The organism is Kribbella sp. NPDC031520, assembly GCF_055580825.1.
Genome location: NZ_JBVIKS010000003.1, coordinates 738,701 through 751,839, shown reverse-complemented (window position 1 = coordinate 751,839; position 13,139 = coordinate 738,701). Strand labels below are relative to the sequence as shown.

Genomic DNA, 13,139 nt, shown 5'->3' with positions numbered 1-13,139 from the left:
CTACTGTCAGCCCGAAACTATGACATCTTTCGTCATAATTCTCCGCCGAACCTTCGCCAGCAGCGGCCAGGCGACCAGCAGCAGGATCACCACGTAGATCACGTACGCGACCGGGCCGCCGACCAGCCCCGACACGTCGCCGTTCGACAGTTGCAGCGCCATCCGGGCCTGCCGTTCGGCGATCGGGCCGAGAATCACGCCGATGATCAGCGGCAGTACGGGCAACCCGAAGCGCCGCATCCCGAAGCCGAGCAGCCCGAGCAGCAGGAGCAGCAGCAGGTCGAGCGGCTGCGCGTTCACGGCGTACGCACCCATCGAGGCGAAGAAGATGATCCCTGCGTACAGGTACGGGCGCGGGATCTGTAGCAGCTTGGCCCACGCCGGCGCCAGCGGCAGGTTGAGCAGCAGCAGGAACAGATTGCCGATGAACAGGCTCGCGATCAGCGCCCACACCAGCTTCGGCTCGCGCTGGAACAGCAGCGGCCCGGGCTGGATGCCGTACGACGTGAACGCCGCCAGCATCACCGCCGCCGTCGCGTTCGTTGGCAGGCCCAACGCCAGCATCGGAACCAGGGTGCCGGCCGCGGACGCGTTGTTCGCCGCCTCCGGTCCCGCGACGCCCTCGATCGCGCCGTGCCCGAACTCCTCCGGGTGCTTGGACAGCTTCTTCTCGGTCGCGTACGACAGGAACGTCGGGATCTCGGCGCCACCGGCCGGCAGCGCACCGATCGGGAAACCGTACGCCGTACCGCGCAGCCACGGCTTCCACGACCGCCGCCAGTCCGACTTGCCCATCCACGGCCGCCCGACCGGGATCACCGTGCCCGGGTTACGCCGCAGGTGCGCCGCCACCCAGAGTGCTTCACCGACCGCGAAGATGCCGACAGCAACCACTACGACATCGATGCCGTCGGCAAGCTGCGGGATGCCGAGGGTGAGCCGCTGCTGGCCGGTCACCTTGTCGATCCCGACCAGCCCGATCACCAGGCCGAGCAGCAGCGCCGCGAACCCGCGGATCCGCGACGACCCGAGCACCGAGGTGGCACCGGCGAACGCCAGCAACATGATCGCCAGGTAGTCCGGCGCACCCAGGCTGATCGCGAACTTCACCACCTGCGGCGCGACCAGCACCAGCAGCACGGTCCCGATCGTGCCTGCGACGAACGACCCGATCGCGGCGGTCGCCAGCGCCTGCGCGGCTCGTCCTGCCCGGGCCATCTTGTTGCCCTCGATCGCCGTCACCACCGATGACGACTCGCCCGGCGTGTTCAGCAGGATCGACGTGGTGGAACCGCCGTACATGCCGCCGTAGAAGATGCCGGCGAACATGATGAACGCCTGCACCGGCTCCAGCCCGTACGTGATCGGCAGCAGCAGCGCGACCGTCATCGCCGGACCGATCCCGGGCAGTACGCCGACCGCCGTACCGACCGTGACGCCGAGCAGCGCGAGCAACAGGTTGACCGGGGCCAGGACGTCGCCGAACCCGGTCAGCAGGTTCATCAGGTTGTCCATCAGAGAATCCCTTGCAGTACGCCGGCCGGCAGGCCGACCCCGAGCCCGATCGCGAACCCGTAGAACGTGACCAGCGACAGCGCGACCGCGATCACCAGGTTGCGGAAGTGGTGCCGGCTGCCCAGCGCGAACGCCGAACCCCAGAACAGCAACGTCCCGCTGATCACCCAGCCAAGCGGCTCGATCGTCGCCAGGTTGACCACGAACGCCGCGATCAGCAGCAGTACGGTGCGCCAGTCGACCTTGGACGTCACGTCGACGTCCTCGCCTTCCTCGGCCGCACCGGTACCGCCGCGCGCGACGTCCACGGCGTACAGCGCGGCGACCACCAGCAGCAGTACGCCTAGCACGATCGGGACCGGCTTCGGGCCGATCGGATCGTTGCTGGTGGCAATGTGCTGGATCCGGGCGGCGTCGACGATCACCAGGACGCCGGCCACCGCCAGGAATCCACACACTCCGTACTGCGCTGTGTCCCGCCGCGGTTCCGCGGCCGTCATGCCGCCAATCCGAGTTTGGTCAGGATGTCCGCGACCGCCTTGTCCTGGTCGGTCAGGAACTTACCGAACTCGTCACCGGTGACGAACGCGTCGGTCCAGCCGTGCTTCTGCAGCTGGGCCTTCCACTCGGCAGAGTCGTGCATCTTGGTCAGCGCGTCGATCCAGACCTTCTTGTCTGCGTCGCTGGTCCCGGGCGGCGCCACGATCCCGCGCCAGTTGGTGAACACCAGGTCGATCCCGGAGCTCTTCAGCGTCGGTACGTCCTTCAGCGCCTCGATCGGCTGCTCGCTGCTCACCGCGAGTACTCGTACCTGGCCGCTCTCCACCTGGTCGAGGAACTCGCCGAACCCGCTGGTGCCGAAGGCGATCTTGCTGCCCAGCAGCGCGGGCAGGAGTTCGCCGCCGCCGTCGTACGAGACGAAGTTGACGTCCTTCGGATCGATGCCGACCGCCTGCGCGAGCTGCATCGGCAGCAGGTGGTCCGGGCCGCCCGGCGAGGATCCGCCGCCGACCGCCATCCCCTTCGGGTTCGCCTTCCAGGCCTTCACCAGGTCCTGGATCGTCTTGTACGGCGAGTTCTTCGGCACCACGACCGCGCCGGCCTCTTCGATCAGCTTCGCGATCGGGGTGGTCTGGGTGAGCGTCGCCTTGGACTTCGACGTGTACGTCGCGCCGACGACGCCGAGGCCCATCTGCATCGCGAGCTTGCCGTTGCCCTTCTCGTTCACGATCCGCTGCAGGCCGACCGTCCCGCCCGCGCCGGGCAGGTTGAACACCTGGACGCCGGTCGCGATCTTCGCGTCCTCCATCGCCTTCGCGGCGGTCCGGGCGGTGGTGTCGTACCCGCCGCCGGCCGTGTTCGGCACCATCAGCCGCAGACCTGTGGCCGGCTTACCGCTGTCGGCGCCCGCACTGTCCGACTTGTTCGCCGTTGCACCGCAGGCCGTGAAGCCAAGTACGGCAACCAGCGCCGTCGTCACTGTCAGCAATCGCCCTGACCTCATGTGGCGGATTCCTTTCGAGAGGGTTCAGGTGGCGACGATCGTGGACCTCCGGCTAGCTTCACGTCTGCGTTGTGGCCGCAGCGGTGGTTGAGTTCATTGTGGTCACGGGCAGAACCTGGCTGAAGTGTGGCACTAGGGCGCCCGACCGGTGATCATGCGGTGCGGAAAGGGCGAGGAGGTGACCATGACGGTACGACTGCGGGGCAGGCCTACATTGGCCGGCCAGCTGTTGGTGTTGCAGTTGGCGATCGTGGTCGTCGTACTCGTCGCTGTCGCCGCGGTCTCGCTTGCTCAGTCGGCCGCCACGTTCAACCGGGTCGAGGGGCGGCGGGTGACGTTGCTGGCCGAGCAGTTGTCGTCCAGTCCCGCGCTGCGGTTCAACATCCGGAACCCGGCGCCGGAGGAAACGCTCGCGCCGACGTTGCAGACCAGCCTCGCGCAGTCCGGCGTCGGCTCGATCACGGTCGCGAACGCCGACGGAAAGGTGATCGCGGCGACCAATCCGACGTTGGTCGGGACAACGTTCACGTTCGGTGTTCCGGAAGTTGCGAACGGTCGCGGCTGGTCCGGCCGGCTGGGCGACGAGCTGGTCGCGCAGGTCCCGGTGCTCAGCGAGAGCCGCGACACGCTCGGTGACCAGATCGGCACGGTCATGGTGGGCGAGCATTCCCCGTCCGTACTGCAGCGGCTCCGCGGCGCCTCGTCGTACCTGGCGATCTATCTCGGGATCGCCTGCGTCCTCGGGCTGCTCGGGTCCTGGCTGCTCGCCCGCCGGATCAAACGCCAGACCCTCGGCCTCGAACCGCGCGAGATCGCCGGGCTGGCCGAACACCGCGAAGCCATGCTGTACGGGCTCGCCGAAGGAGTCGTTGCCCTCGACCCCCAGTTACGCGTGACGCTGGTGAACGACGTCGGCCGGCGGCTGCTCGACCTGCCGGAAACCGCGGTCGGAAAGTCCTTGGACGAGTTGGGAATCGAGGGCCGGCTGCGCGAGGTGCTGTCCGGTGACGACGAGTCCCTCGACGCGGTCGTCGTCCGGCGGGGGCGCGTACTGGTGATGAACCGGATGAGCGTGACGAAGGACGGGCGGTCGCTCGGATCCGTGACCACGTTGCGGGACCGTACCGAGCTGGCGCAGCTGGAACGCGAGCTCGGGTCGTTCCGGTCGTCGGCGGAGCTGCTGCGGGCGCAGACGCACGAGTTCGCGAACCAGCTGCACACGATTTCCGGGCTGATCCAGATCGGGGAGTACGACGAGGTGGTCACGTACGTCGGCGCGCTCAACCGCTATCGTGAATCGCTCGACCTGACCGTGACCCGGCGGGTCCACGACACCACGGTCGCCGCCCTGCTGATGGCGAAGTCCTCGGTCGCTGCCGAACGCCGCGTCGAGCTCCGGGTGTCCGAGCGGACGACCCTGCTCCGGCTCGACCCGTCGTTGTCCGCCGACATCGCGACCGTCCTCGGCAACCTCGTGGACAACGCCGTCGACGCCGCGGCCCAGTCCGGTACGCCGCTGTCGCCCGCCTGGGTCGAGGTCGAACTCCGGCAGGATGCCGCGAGCGTGGAGATCGTCGTACGGGACTCCGGGCCGGGTGTCGCGCCGGAGCTGGCGCAGGAGGTGTTCGCGCACGGGTTCACCACCAAGGCCGCCGCCGAGGGCGAACGCGGGATCGGCCTCGCGATGACCCGGATGATCTGCCGGCGCCGCGGCGGTGAGGTCGCCGTCACCAACCTGACCGAGGGCGGCGCCGCGTTCATCGCCCGGATGTCCACCCAACGCACACCGGAAGGAGCCCGATGATCAAGGTCCTGGTCGTCGACGACGACTTCATGGTGGCCCGCATCCACCGCGGCTTCGTCGACCGCGTGGACGGCTTCGAGGTCGTCGGTACGGCGAACTCCGGCGACCAGGCCGTCGCCGCACTGGAGTCGCTCGCGCCCGACCTGGTGCTGCTCGACCTCTACCTTCCCGATGTCTTCGGGCTGGACCTGATCGCCCGGCTCCGCGCCGTACAACCGTCCGTCGACATCCTCGTCATCACCGCCGCCCGGGAGGCCGATGCCGTCCGGGGTGCGGTCCGCCAGGGTGTCGTCAACTACCTCCTGAAACCGTTCGGTTTCGAGGATCTGCGGGTGCGGCTGCAGGAGTACGCCCGCCACCGGGCCAGCATCCCCGCGCAGGTCACGTCCCAGGCCGACGTCGACCGCGTACTCGCCCCCGCCCGCCCCACGGTCAACCGTCTCCCCAAGGGCCTGTCCCAGGAAACCACCGATCTGGTCACCACGGCCCTGCGCAACACCCCCGAGAACCTCTCCGCCGCTGAGTGCGCCGAACTCATCGGCATCTCCCGCGTCAGCGCCCGCCGCTACCTGGAGTTCCTCACCACCCAAGGCCAGGCCGAAGTGACCCTCCGCTACGGCACCACCGGCCGCCCGGAACGCCGCTACACCTGGCGAACGTAGCGGTTCAGCCGGCGTCAGGGATGGCGAAATGCTGCCGGTAGCGTTCGGGGGTGGTGCCCATCCGGCGGGCGAACACGCGATGCAGGGTCTCACCGTGGCGGTAGCCGATCTGGCGGGCGATCGCGCCGACGGTCAGCTCGGTGGATTCGAGCAGGCGGCGTGCTGCCTCGACCCGTAGATCCTCGATGAACGCGGCCGGCGTGACTCCCGTTTCGGCGCGGAAGGCGCGGGCGAAGGAGCGTTCGCTCATGCCCGTACGGCGTGCCAGCCTGGCCACCGCGAGATCCTCGCCGAGATGGTCGGGCAGCCACTGCTGTACGGCGCGGATGGTCGGTGTCCTGGCGGGATGTGCCCGCAACTGTGCGCTGAACTGCGTCTGCCCGCCCGGACGCCGGCTGAAGACCACGTACGCCCGCGCGATCATGGCCGCCACCTCGCGGCCGTGATCGTCCTCGACCAGCGCCAGGGCCAGATCGATGCCGGCGGACATACCGGCCGACGTCCAGCGATTGCGATCGCGGACGTAGATCCGATCCGGTTCGACCGTGACCCGCGGAAAGCGCTCGGCGAGAACGCCGGTCGTCGCCCAGTGGGTGGTCGCCCGGTAGCCGTCCAACAGCCCGGCGGAAGCCAGCAGCAGCGCGCCGGCGCAGACCGATGTCACCCGCCGTGCCTTGCGTGCCAGCGCGGGTAGCTGCGGTACCACGCCGGTGGCGCCAGGACCGAAGACATCGCCACCGACGACGACCAGGGTGTCGAAGTCGTCGCCCGCGGCGATGTCCTGGAGCGAATGCGCGACCGACAGCGTCATCCCGCCGTCGAGCTTGATCGGCCGCCCTCCGGGCGAGGCAGTCAGCAGGCGGTACGGCGGTGTCGCCGCACCGCCGTCCGGATCACCCTCCGCCGCGGACGGCTGCCAGCGGAGCTCCGCGGGCAGCTGGTGAGGCGGCCGCTCGGCGAGACTGTTCAGCAGCGCGAACACATCGAGCGGACCGGCCAGCTCGGAGATCTGCATGCCTTGGAAGACGACGAAGACGATGGTGCGAGGCGACGGCACCTCGCCATCATCGCAGTTAGGCCCTGTCTGGCAATCCATCGCCTACTGCGGGGCACTCGGCACGGCACCTCGCCGCACGGGTGCAAAGGCCACGATGCTCCGCATCGAGTCCTTCGCCCCCGCACGCCGATGCACCGCACCGAGCACCTCCTCGCTACGGCGCTGGATCACCAGACAGGACCTGGTGCCGCCGGCCGGCACGGTCAATTGCTGATCGGTTCCGTCGTGCTGTGGGCATCGAGGAACGGCACGACGAGCGCGGCGACCTCGGCGGGCAACTGGGCGTGGGGATAGTGACCGCCCTTGTCCACCGTGACGACCTGGCCGAGCCCAGGCGACAGGGCGGCCACGACCCTGCGGCCTTCGCCCTCGGGACTGGCGAAGTCCGGGTCCTCCGAGCCCATGATCACCAGGACCGGGCACCGCACGTCGGCCAGCCGGGCGTGTGCGTCGGCGGGGGTCGTCTTGCCGGTCTTCATGAACTCGGCCCACCGCCCGGGCTGCTGCAGGTGGTCGAACAACTCGGCGAGGTACTTGTCCTGGTCCGCCGGCTTGGTCGGGTAGGCGACGCCACTCAGGTAGCCGGACCACAGCCGGGGCGACTTCAACAACTGCGTGCCCACCAGTTGCAGCATCCCTCGGCGGTACCGGCGGTTCGACAACAGTGCGCCGAAGGCAACACCCTGCGTCAACGTGAACGGGTCGATCTCGACGACCGCCGATACCAGCTCCGGGGCTTCGGCGGCCGCGATGGTGGCCGAACCGCCGGACAGTGAATGCCCGACGATCACGGCCGGTCCGCCGAAGTGACGGATGACCCCGAGCAGGTCGCGGGCCACATCGGTGCGGCTGATGGCGCTCTTGCCGGTCACCGACGGCCAGTCGAGGCTGGACTCGCCGTGGCCGCGCATGTCGACGTTGACCACTCGATAGCCCGCGGCCACCAGCGGACCGACCAGGTTCCGGAAATCCTGGCGCCAGGTCCCCATGCCGTGTGACAGCACCACCAGGGGACCGTCACCGGCGACGTCGCAGGCGAGCTGTCCGTGCTCGAGGGTCACAAACTCGGTCATTCCCGATTCCTCCCAACCTCGGGCCGCGGGTTGCGGCACGCTCGAATTGAACGTGGGAAGCGGGTCTTGGCCGAGAGGCCGGGCAGTTCGGGTCAGTCGTCTGGCCGATCCGGTCAGCCGCTGACCGCGTCGCATCCTGCTCGAGGTCAACAGCGCGCTCCGACCAGAGCACCGTGGGTCAGATCGCGTCCTCCTCGACCAGTTCGACAGTTGCCGCGTGGCGCTCGGCCAGGGCGTGGTAGACGGCGGCGTTGTGGTCGACGAAGAGTTTGGCGGTGCCCTCCAGCGGGACGATCTTCTTGGCGGGGCTGCCCATCGCGACCGATTCCGGTGGGATCACGGCGCCGGGCGTGACGGTCGAGCCGGCTGCGACGAGCGAGCGGGTGCCGACGACCGCGCCGTCCAGGACGATGGCGCCGTTTCCGACCAGCGCCTGTTCGCCGATGGTGCAGTCGTGGATGAGGCACTGGTGGCCGACTGTCGCGTTCGGGCCGACCTCGCAGCCGTTGTGGCCGACGTGGATAACGGTGTTGTCCTGGATGTTCGCGCCGGCGCGGATCGTGATCGTCCCCAGGTCGGCGCGGATCACGGCGCCGTACCAGATCGACGCTCCGGCCTCGACGACCACGTCGCCGACGAGCGTCGCGGTCGGTGCGATCCACGCGTCCGGGTGCACGTTCGGACTCTTACCTTCGAAGGAGTACAGCGGCATGCGGCCGAGACTAACCTGCACCACCGTGAAAGCAGTGGGAAAGGACCGGGGGCGCGGTTACGGTGGGCGGGATCGACCAAGGAGGGTGGCATGACCGAGATTGCGAAGTCGGGCGCCGCGGTGATCAACCGGGCCGACGGGCGGAACGACGGCGAGGAGTGGACCGAGGACTACCAACAGTTGCCGGGTGGTGCTGGGGTCTCGCTGATTCTCGAGTCGACCACGCAGGAGGGCGTCGGGCCGCGGCTGCACAAGCATCCGTACGCCGAGACGTTCATCATCCGGCGTGGTTTGGCGACGTTCACTGTCGACGGTGACGAGATCGTCGGTACGGCGGGCCAGATCCTGGTCGTGCCGGCCGACACCCCGCACAAGTTCCGCACCGGCCCGGGCGGCTACGAGGCCGTCCACATCCACGCGAACCCCACGTTCGAAACCATCTGGCTCGAGTAGCTCGAGTGGTCAGCCGGGGACGCGTTCCCCGGGAGGTGTGTACGCGGCCAACAGGGTCGCGGTGATGTACGGCGCCGCATCGGCAGTGCTGATGCGTCCGGCGAGGATGTCGCCCGCGGCGCCGTGCATCACGTTGTGCATGACGCTGACCAGCCACGATGTCGGCAGGTCGGTCCGGAAGATCCCTTCGGAGCGCCCGCGTTCGAGCAGCCGCTCCACCCGTGCCATCGGGTCGGCGTGCAGTTCGCGTACCCGGCCGGGCGGCAGCGCCTCCTGAGCGGCGACCAGCAGTGCCGTGAACTGGTCGACCAGGTGCCAGCTCGACTCGATCAACCGGGCCAGCGCCGCCCGCGGTTCACCGGTCAGGTCGACCTTGCCGAGGGTCTCCTCGCCGATCGCGATCGCCTGCACGAACACCGCGTCGACGAGCTCGGCCCGGGACGGGAAGTGCCCGTACAGCGTGACCCTGCCGACGCCGGCGGCCTTCGCGATCTCCGACGTACTCGCGGCCGGGTTCCGGCTCAGGCACTCGGCGGCCGCGGTCAGGATCGCCGCGATGTTCCGCTGCGCGTCGGCGCGCCTCGTCGTCGTTGCCACCCGCGCCTCCGATCTCGAACACTGCTGTACGGATTCCTCTTGTTGAACACCAGTGTACGAGTTAACCTGGCTCGACAACCCGTACACACGTGTTCAACTTAAGGACGAGCCGATGAATCAACCCGACCCCCGGCGGTGGCGGCTGCTGGGGCTGCTCGCTGTCGCGCAGTTCATGCTGATCCTCGACGTCACCGTGGTGGCGATCGCGCTCCCGAACATCGAGACCGACCTCGGCCTGCGCCGCGAGACCCTGGCCTGGGTGGTCAGCGCGTACACGCTGATGTTCGGCGGCCTGATGCTGCTCGGCGGTCGCGTGGCCGACCTGTTCGGCTCCCGCCGGGTCGTACTGACCGGCCTCGGCGTCTTCACGCTGGCCTCGCTGGTCACCGGTCTCGCGCACGGGCCGGAGGTGTTGCTGGCCGGCCGCGTCGCACAGGGCGTCGGCGCCGCGATGCTGTCGCCTGCCGCGCTTTCCGTCGTGACGAAAACGTTTGACGGCGATGAACGGAACAAGGCGCTCGGCATCTGGTCCGCGATGGGCGGCGGCGGTTCCGCGATCGGTGTACTCCTCGGCGGCCTGCTGACCGCGGGTCCCGGCTGGCAGTGGGTCTTCTACATCAACCTGCCGATCGGCCTGGTCGTCTTCGTACTGCTGCTCCGCATGCTTCCGGCTGACCGGCCGGCGGAGCGGCAGGGCCGCCTCGACGTACCGGGCGCGTTGCTCGTCACCGCAGGCACAGGTACGGCGATCTACGCGCTCATCAACGCCGGCGACCGCGGCTGGCTGTCCGCCGCGACCCTCGGCACGCTGGCCGGAGCCCTCGTCCTGTACGGCGTGTTCGCCTGGGTGCAGAGCTCCGTACGGTCACCGCTGATGAACCTGCGGATCCTCACCCGCCGACCCGTTGCCGCAGGCACCTTCATGATCCTGGTCGCGACCGCGCTGATGATCTCGATGTTCTTCCTCGGCTCGTTCTACCTCCAGCACTTCAAGCAGTACGGCGCTCTGCGGACCGGGCTGCTGTTCCTGCCGGTGGCGGTCGCCGCGATCGTCGGCGCCCAGCTCGCCGGTCATCTCGTCGGTCGGACCGGCGCCCGGCCGATCGCGATCGCCGGGTTCCTGGTCACCGCGCTCGGAGTCGCCGCTCCGGCGATGTGGGAGGGTGCTGCCGTGATCGTGATCGGGATGAGCGTCGGCACGATCGGGCTGGGTGCCGCGTTCGTGGCGTCGTCGACCACGACGTTCGCGCAGGTCGACCACCGCGAGGCAGGGCTCGCGTCAGGGATCCTGAGTACGTTCCACGAGTTCGGTGCATCGATCGGTGTCGCGGTGGTGTCGAGCGTCGCGGCCGCGAGTCTGGCCGGGACCGTGACGACGGGGTTCACCCGCGGGTTCACGTTCGCCGCCGTCACCGCTGCGGTGGCCGCCGTACTGGCGCTGCTCGTCGTCCCGTCGTTCAAGCCTTCGAGGGAAGAGGCTCATGTCCACTGAGACCTGCCGCCCATGATCGCCTGGGGCGTGGGAGAGTCAGCTCAGCGTGTAGGTCGCCGCGACCGGCAGGTGGTCGGACGCGAAGCTCAACGGGACCGACGCGGCCGTCGGCACCAGCTGCGAACTGTGCAGCTGGTAGTCGATCCGTTTCGTCGGCAACGGCATCGGGCTGGTCAGGCCGAGCCCGAGACCCTTCTCCGGCCACGTGTCGGTCCAGTGCGTCGTCAGCGTCTTGACCTCCGTCGACGTCGGTACGGCGTTCAGGTCGCCGACCAGCAGCGTCGCCTCCGGAGCGTCCTTGAGCAGCGTGACGATCGCGTTCACCTGCTCGAGGCGCTCGCCGTCGTTGATCGTCGTGAGGTGCGTGTCGGCGAACCGCAACGGCGTACCGTCCACGTCGATCACGGTCTCGAGCAGGCCGCGCTGCTCGCTACCGGCGTGGAGCGGCAGCAGCGTGTTCCGCGAGTCGACGATCGGGTACTTCGAGAGCACGAGCGTGCCGTACTGCCGGCGCGGCTTGCCGGGCTCGGCCGGATCCCAGTCCAGGTTGGCGGCGAAGACGTAGTTCATCTTCAGTCGCGCCGCCAGCCACGCGGGCTGGTCCACCCAGTTGCTGCGGGCATCGAAGTACTTGTCGACCTCCTGCAGGCCGATCACCCCGGCGCCGGACGCCTCGATCGTCTGCGCGACCCGCTCGAGGTCGAGCTTGCCGTCGACGCCGGCGCCGTGGTGGATGTTGAACGTGAGCGTCCGCACCGTCGTCGCGCTTGCCTTGGCCTGAGCGGTCAGCGGCGCAACCGCCAGCAGGAGGGCGAGTGCGGCAATGATTCCCGTTCGACGCATGCCCGTAGTATCCCGGCGGGCAGGTTCATCGAGTTCAGGCCGGCCGCACGTTGTGGTTGGCGGCGAACACGTTTTCCGGATCGTACTCACGCTTGACCTGCGCGAGCCGCTTGTACGTCTCGGCCGGGTAGACGCCGGTGACCTCGGCGTCGGACAGGAAGTTCGCGTAGGCGCCGTTGACGTGCGGGTCCAGCGTGGCCCACAGCTGCTCGCGTCCCGGCCGGGTCGCCTCGATCACCGGCGGCGGTCCGATCGTCGTGGTGACGAACATCAGCTCGGCCTGGCGGTACGCGTACGCGGTGGCGTCTTCCGGGATGTCCGCAACCGCTCCACCGACGCTCCGGATCGCGATGATCGGCGCGCCCTGCGAGGTACCCGCCGCGGCGAGGATCCGCAGCGCGTCCGGCACCGAATCCTTGTCGACAAAGGCACTTCGCGTCACCAGCTGGATTCCCGGCGGCGGTACGGCGCCGTCGACAAGCACCTCGGCGTACGGGGTGAGCGTGACGTCGTCGGCGAGTACGGTACCGAGCGCGCGGATCGGGTCGATCGCCTGCGCGGCCTGCTCCGGGTCGTCACCGTCGTAGGCGACCTGGATCTCCAGCGGCGCTTCCGGTCCGCCGAGGAACGGGTTCGCGAACGAGGCGATCGAGGTGAGCCCGGCCGGCGCGGTCCGCAGGTACTCCGCCCAGCGCGGCAGCACGTCCGCGATCTCGTTCGCCGGGAACACGACCTTGCCGAAGTGGATGTCGGTGGTCGGGTGCGCCACGAAGTCGAACGCCGTCACGACACCGAAGTTTCCGCCGCCACCACGGACCGCCCAGAACAGTTCCGGGTTGTCGTCCGCCGAAGCACGTACGACGTCCCCGGCCGCGGTCACGAGTTCGACGGCCACCAGACTGTCGAGCGCCAGCCCGTACTTGCGGACCTTCCACCCGAGCCCGCCGCTGAGCGTCAGCCCGCCGACGCCCACGCTCTTCGTGTCACCCGACGAAATCGCCAGGTTGTGCGGTGCCAGTGCAGCCGCGACCTGTCCCCAGGTGGCGCCGCCGCCGATCCGCACCACGTGCTTGTCCTTGTCGACGATGTCGATCCCGGCCAGCCCGGACAGCTCGATCACCACGCCGCCGTCGTTCGTCCCGAACCCCGGGAACGAGTGCCCACCGCCCCGGACGGCAAGGGCGAGCCCGCTGTCCACGGCGTACCGGACGGCCTTCTGCACGTCGCCGACGTTCGCCGCCCGGAAGACCGTGGCCGGACTACCCTGCACCAGAACGGTCCGGCTCGCCGCGTCGTATCCCGCGTCCTGGGGCCCGACGATCTCCCCAGCAAATCCTTCGACCACTGCACTCATGACGTTCCTTCGCGTTTGTCCTCATCGAACAAACACCTGACGTACGGCAGCCGGCCGATGTGACGTGAGCAAC

General features: G+C 68.9%; 13 protein-coding genes. 4 read left to right on the top strand and 9 right to left on the bottom strand.

All coding sequences use genetic code 11. The features are described from left to right. Positions 1-6: 6 nt before the first annotated feature. From ACZ5BU_RS19015 to ACZ5BU_RS19005, 3 genes are read right to left on the bottom strand one after another with little or no spacing between them, the layout of a single operon-like run. Entirely contained in the window at positions 7-1,515 is a 1,509-nt protein-coding gene (locus ACZ5BU_RS19015) for a tripartite tricarboxylate transporter permease (protein WP_465700526.1), read from the bottom strand. Then, positions 1,515-2,015: a tripartite tricarboxylate transporter TctB family protein gene (locus ACZ5BU_RS19010; RefSeq protein WP_465700525.1), complete on the bottom strand. Its 501-nt coding sequence runs from the start codon at positions 2,013-2,015 to the stop codon at positions 1,515-1,517. Before ACZ5BU_RS19010 ends, ACZ5BU_RS19015 begins: the two co-directional genes overlap by 1 nt. Beyond that, positions 2,012-3,019 carry a Bug family tripartite tricarboxylate transporter substrate binding protein gene (locus ACZ5BU_RS19005; protein ID WP_465700523.1) on the bottom strand — a complete coding sequence of 336 codons (1,008 nt, stop codon included), beginning with the start codon at positions 3,017-3,019 and terminating at the stop codon, positions 2,012-2,014. The genes ACZ5BU_RS19010 and ACZ5BU_RS19005 overlap by 4 nt, the downstream gene beginning before the upstream one ends. A 184-nt stretch (positions 3,020-3,203) precedes the next feature. On the opposite strand from ACZ5BU_RS19005, the gene ACZ5BU_RS19000 reads away from it, so the two are divergent. Then, the gene (locus ACZ5BU_RS19000; RefSeq protein ID WP_465700521.1) at positions 3,204-4,823 is read left to right on the top strand and encodes a sensor histidine kinase; all 1,620 of its coding nucleotides are present in this window, start codon (positions 3,204-3,206) and stop codon (positions 4,821-4,823) included. Further along, positions 4,820-5,485, top strand: a complete 666-nt coding sequence (locus ACZ5BU_RS18995) for a response regulator (protein WP_465700519.1) — start codon at positions 4,820-4,822, stop codon at positions 5,483-5,485. Before ACZ5BU_RS19000 ends, ACZ5BU_RS18995 begins: the two co-directional genes overlap by 4 nt. Before the next feature lie 4 nt (positions 5,486-5,489). Here the strand turns inward: ACZ5BU_RS18995 and ACZ5BU_RS18990 are convergent, their stop codons facing one another. The 3 genes from ACZ5BU_RS18990 to ACZ5BU_RS18980 form a co-directional block, all read right to left on the bottom strand. Then, positions 5,490-6,542 carry a GlxA family transcriptional regulator gene (locus ACZ5BU_RS18990; RefSeq protein WP_465700517.1) on the bottom strand — a complete coding sequence of 351 codons (1,053 nt, stop codon included), beginning with the start codon at positions 6,540-6,542 and terminating at the stop codon, positions 5,490-5,492. A gap of 203 nt (positions 6,543-6,745) precedes the next feature. Then, positions 6,746-7,615, bottom strand: coding sequence for an alpha/beta fold hydrolase (locus ACZ5BU_RS18985; RefSeq protein ID WP_465700515.1), 870 nt, complete (start codon positions 7,613-7,615; stop codon positions 6,746-6,748). A gap of 178 nt (positions 7,616-7,793) precedes the next feature. Further along, positions 7,794-8,327: a gamma carbonic anhydrase family protein gene (locus ACZ5BU_RS18980; protein ID WP_465700514.1), complete on the bottom strand. Its 534-nt coding sequence runs from the start codon at positions 8,325-8,327 to the stop codon at positions 7,794-7,796. Between the two features lie 90 nt (positions 8,328-8,417). Here ACZ5BU_RS18980 and ACZ5BU_RS18975 point away from each other — a divergent pair, with 90 nt between their 5' ends. Next, positions 8,418-8,780 carry a cupin domain-containing protein gene (locus ACZ5BU_RS18975; protein WP_465700512.1) on the top strand — a complete coding sequence of 121 codons (363 nt, stop codon included), beginning with the start codon at positions 8,418-8,420 and terminating at the stop codon, positions 8,778-8,780. A 9-nt stretch (positions 8,781-8,789) separates the two neighbouring features. Here ACZ5BU_RS18975 and ACZ5BU_RS18970 read toward each other — a convergent pair whose 3' ends face one another. Further along, positions 8,790-9,377 (bottom strand): TetR/AcrR family transcriptional regulator, encoded by a 588-nt coding sequence (locus ACZ5BU_RS18970; protein WP_465700510.1) that lies wholly within the window; start codon positions 9,375-9,377, stop codon positions 8,790-8,792. Positions 9,378-9,489: 112 nt separating this feature from the next. Between ACZ5BU_RS18970 and ACZ5BU_RS18965 the strand changes: the two genes are divergently transcribed. Beyond that, positions 9,490-10,869, top strand: coding sequence for an MFS transporter (locus ACZ5BU_RS18965; RefSeq protein ID WP_465700508.1), 1,380 nt, complete (start codon positions 9,490-9,492; stop codon positions 10,867-10,869). A 36-nt stretch (positions 10,870-10,905) separates the two neighbouring features. Here ACZ5BU_RS18965 and ACZ5BU_RS18960 read toward each other — a convergent pair whose 3' ends face one another. Together ACZ5BU_RS18960 and ACZ5BU_RS18955 are read right to left on the bottom strand one after the other, a co-directional pair. Next, positions 10,906-11,712, bottom strand: a complete 807-nt coding sequence (locus tag ACZ5BU_RS18960) for an endonuclease/exonuclease/phosphatase family protein (protein WP_465700506.1) — start codon at positions 11,710-11,712, stop codon at positions 10,906-10,908. 34 nt (positions 11,713-11,746) lie between these two features. Beyond that, complete coding sequence (locus ACZ5BU_RS18955) at positions 11,747-13,066, bottom strand: FAD-binding oxidoreductase (RefSeq protein WP_465700505.1); 1,320 nt, start codon at positions 13,064-13,066, stop codon at positions 11,747-11,749. Positions 13,067-13,139: the final 73 nt, after the last annotated feature.

Excerpts from the sequence above, each read along its gene's own strand:
- ACZ5BU_RS19015 (WP_465700526.1), bottom strand. The coding sequence starts at position 1,515 with ATGGACAACCTGATGAACCTGCTGACCGGGTTCGGCGACGTCCTGGCC.
- ACZ5BU_RS19010 (WP_465700525.1), bottom strand. The coding sequence starts at position 2,015 with ATGACGGCCGCGGAACCGCGGCGGGACACAGCGCAGTACGGAGTGTGT.
- ACZ5BU_RS19005 (WP_465700523.1), bottom strand. The coding sequence starts at position 3,019 with ATGAGGTCAGGGCGATTGCTGACAGTGACGACGGCGCTGGTTGCCGTA.
- ACZ5BU_RS19000 (WP_465700521.1), top strand. The coding sequence starts at position 3,204 with ATGACGGTACGACTGCGGGGCAGGCCTACATTGGCCGGCCAGCTGTTG.
- ACZ5BU_RS18995 (WP_465700519.1), top strand. The coding sequence starts at position 4,820 with ATGATCAAGGTCCTGGTCGTCGACGACGACTTCATGGTGGCCCGCATC.
- ACZ5BU_RS18985 (WP_465700515.1), bottom strand. The coding sequence starts at position 7,615 with ATGACCGAGTTTGTGACCCTCGAGCACGGACAGCTCGCCTGCGACGTC.
- ACZ5BU_RS18980 (WP_465700514.1), bottom strand. The coding sequence starts at position 8,327 with ATGCCGCTGTACTCCTTCGAAGGTAAGAGTCCGAACGTGCACCCGGAC.
- ACZ5BU_RS18975 (WP_465700512.1), top strand. The coding sequence starts at position 8,418 with ATGACCGAGATTGCGAAGTCGGGCGCCGCGGTGATCAACCGGGCCGAC.
- ACZ5BU_RS18965 (WP_465700508.1), top strand. The coding sequence starts at position 9,490 with ATGAATCAACCCGACCCCCGGCGGTGGCGGCTGCTGGGGCTGCTCGCT.
- ACZ5BU_RS18960 (WP_465700506.1), bottom strand. The coding sequence starts at position 11,712 with ATGCGTCGAACGGGAATCATTGCCGCACTCGCCCTCCTGCTGGCGGTT.
- ACZ5BU_RS18955 (WP_465700505.1), bottom strand. The coding sequence starts at position 13,066 with ATGAGTGCAGTGGTCGAAGGATTTGCTGGGGAGATCGTCGGGCCCCAG.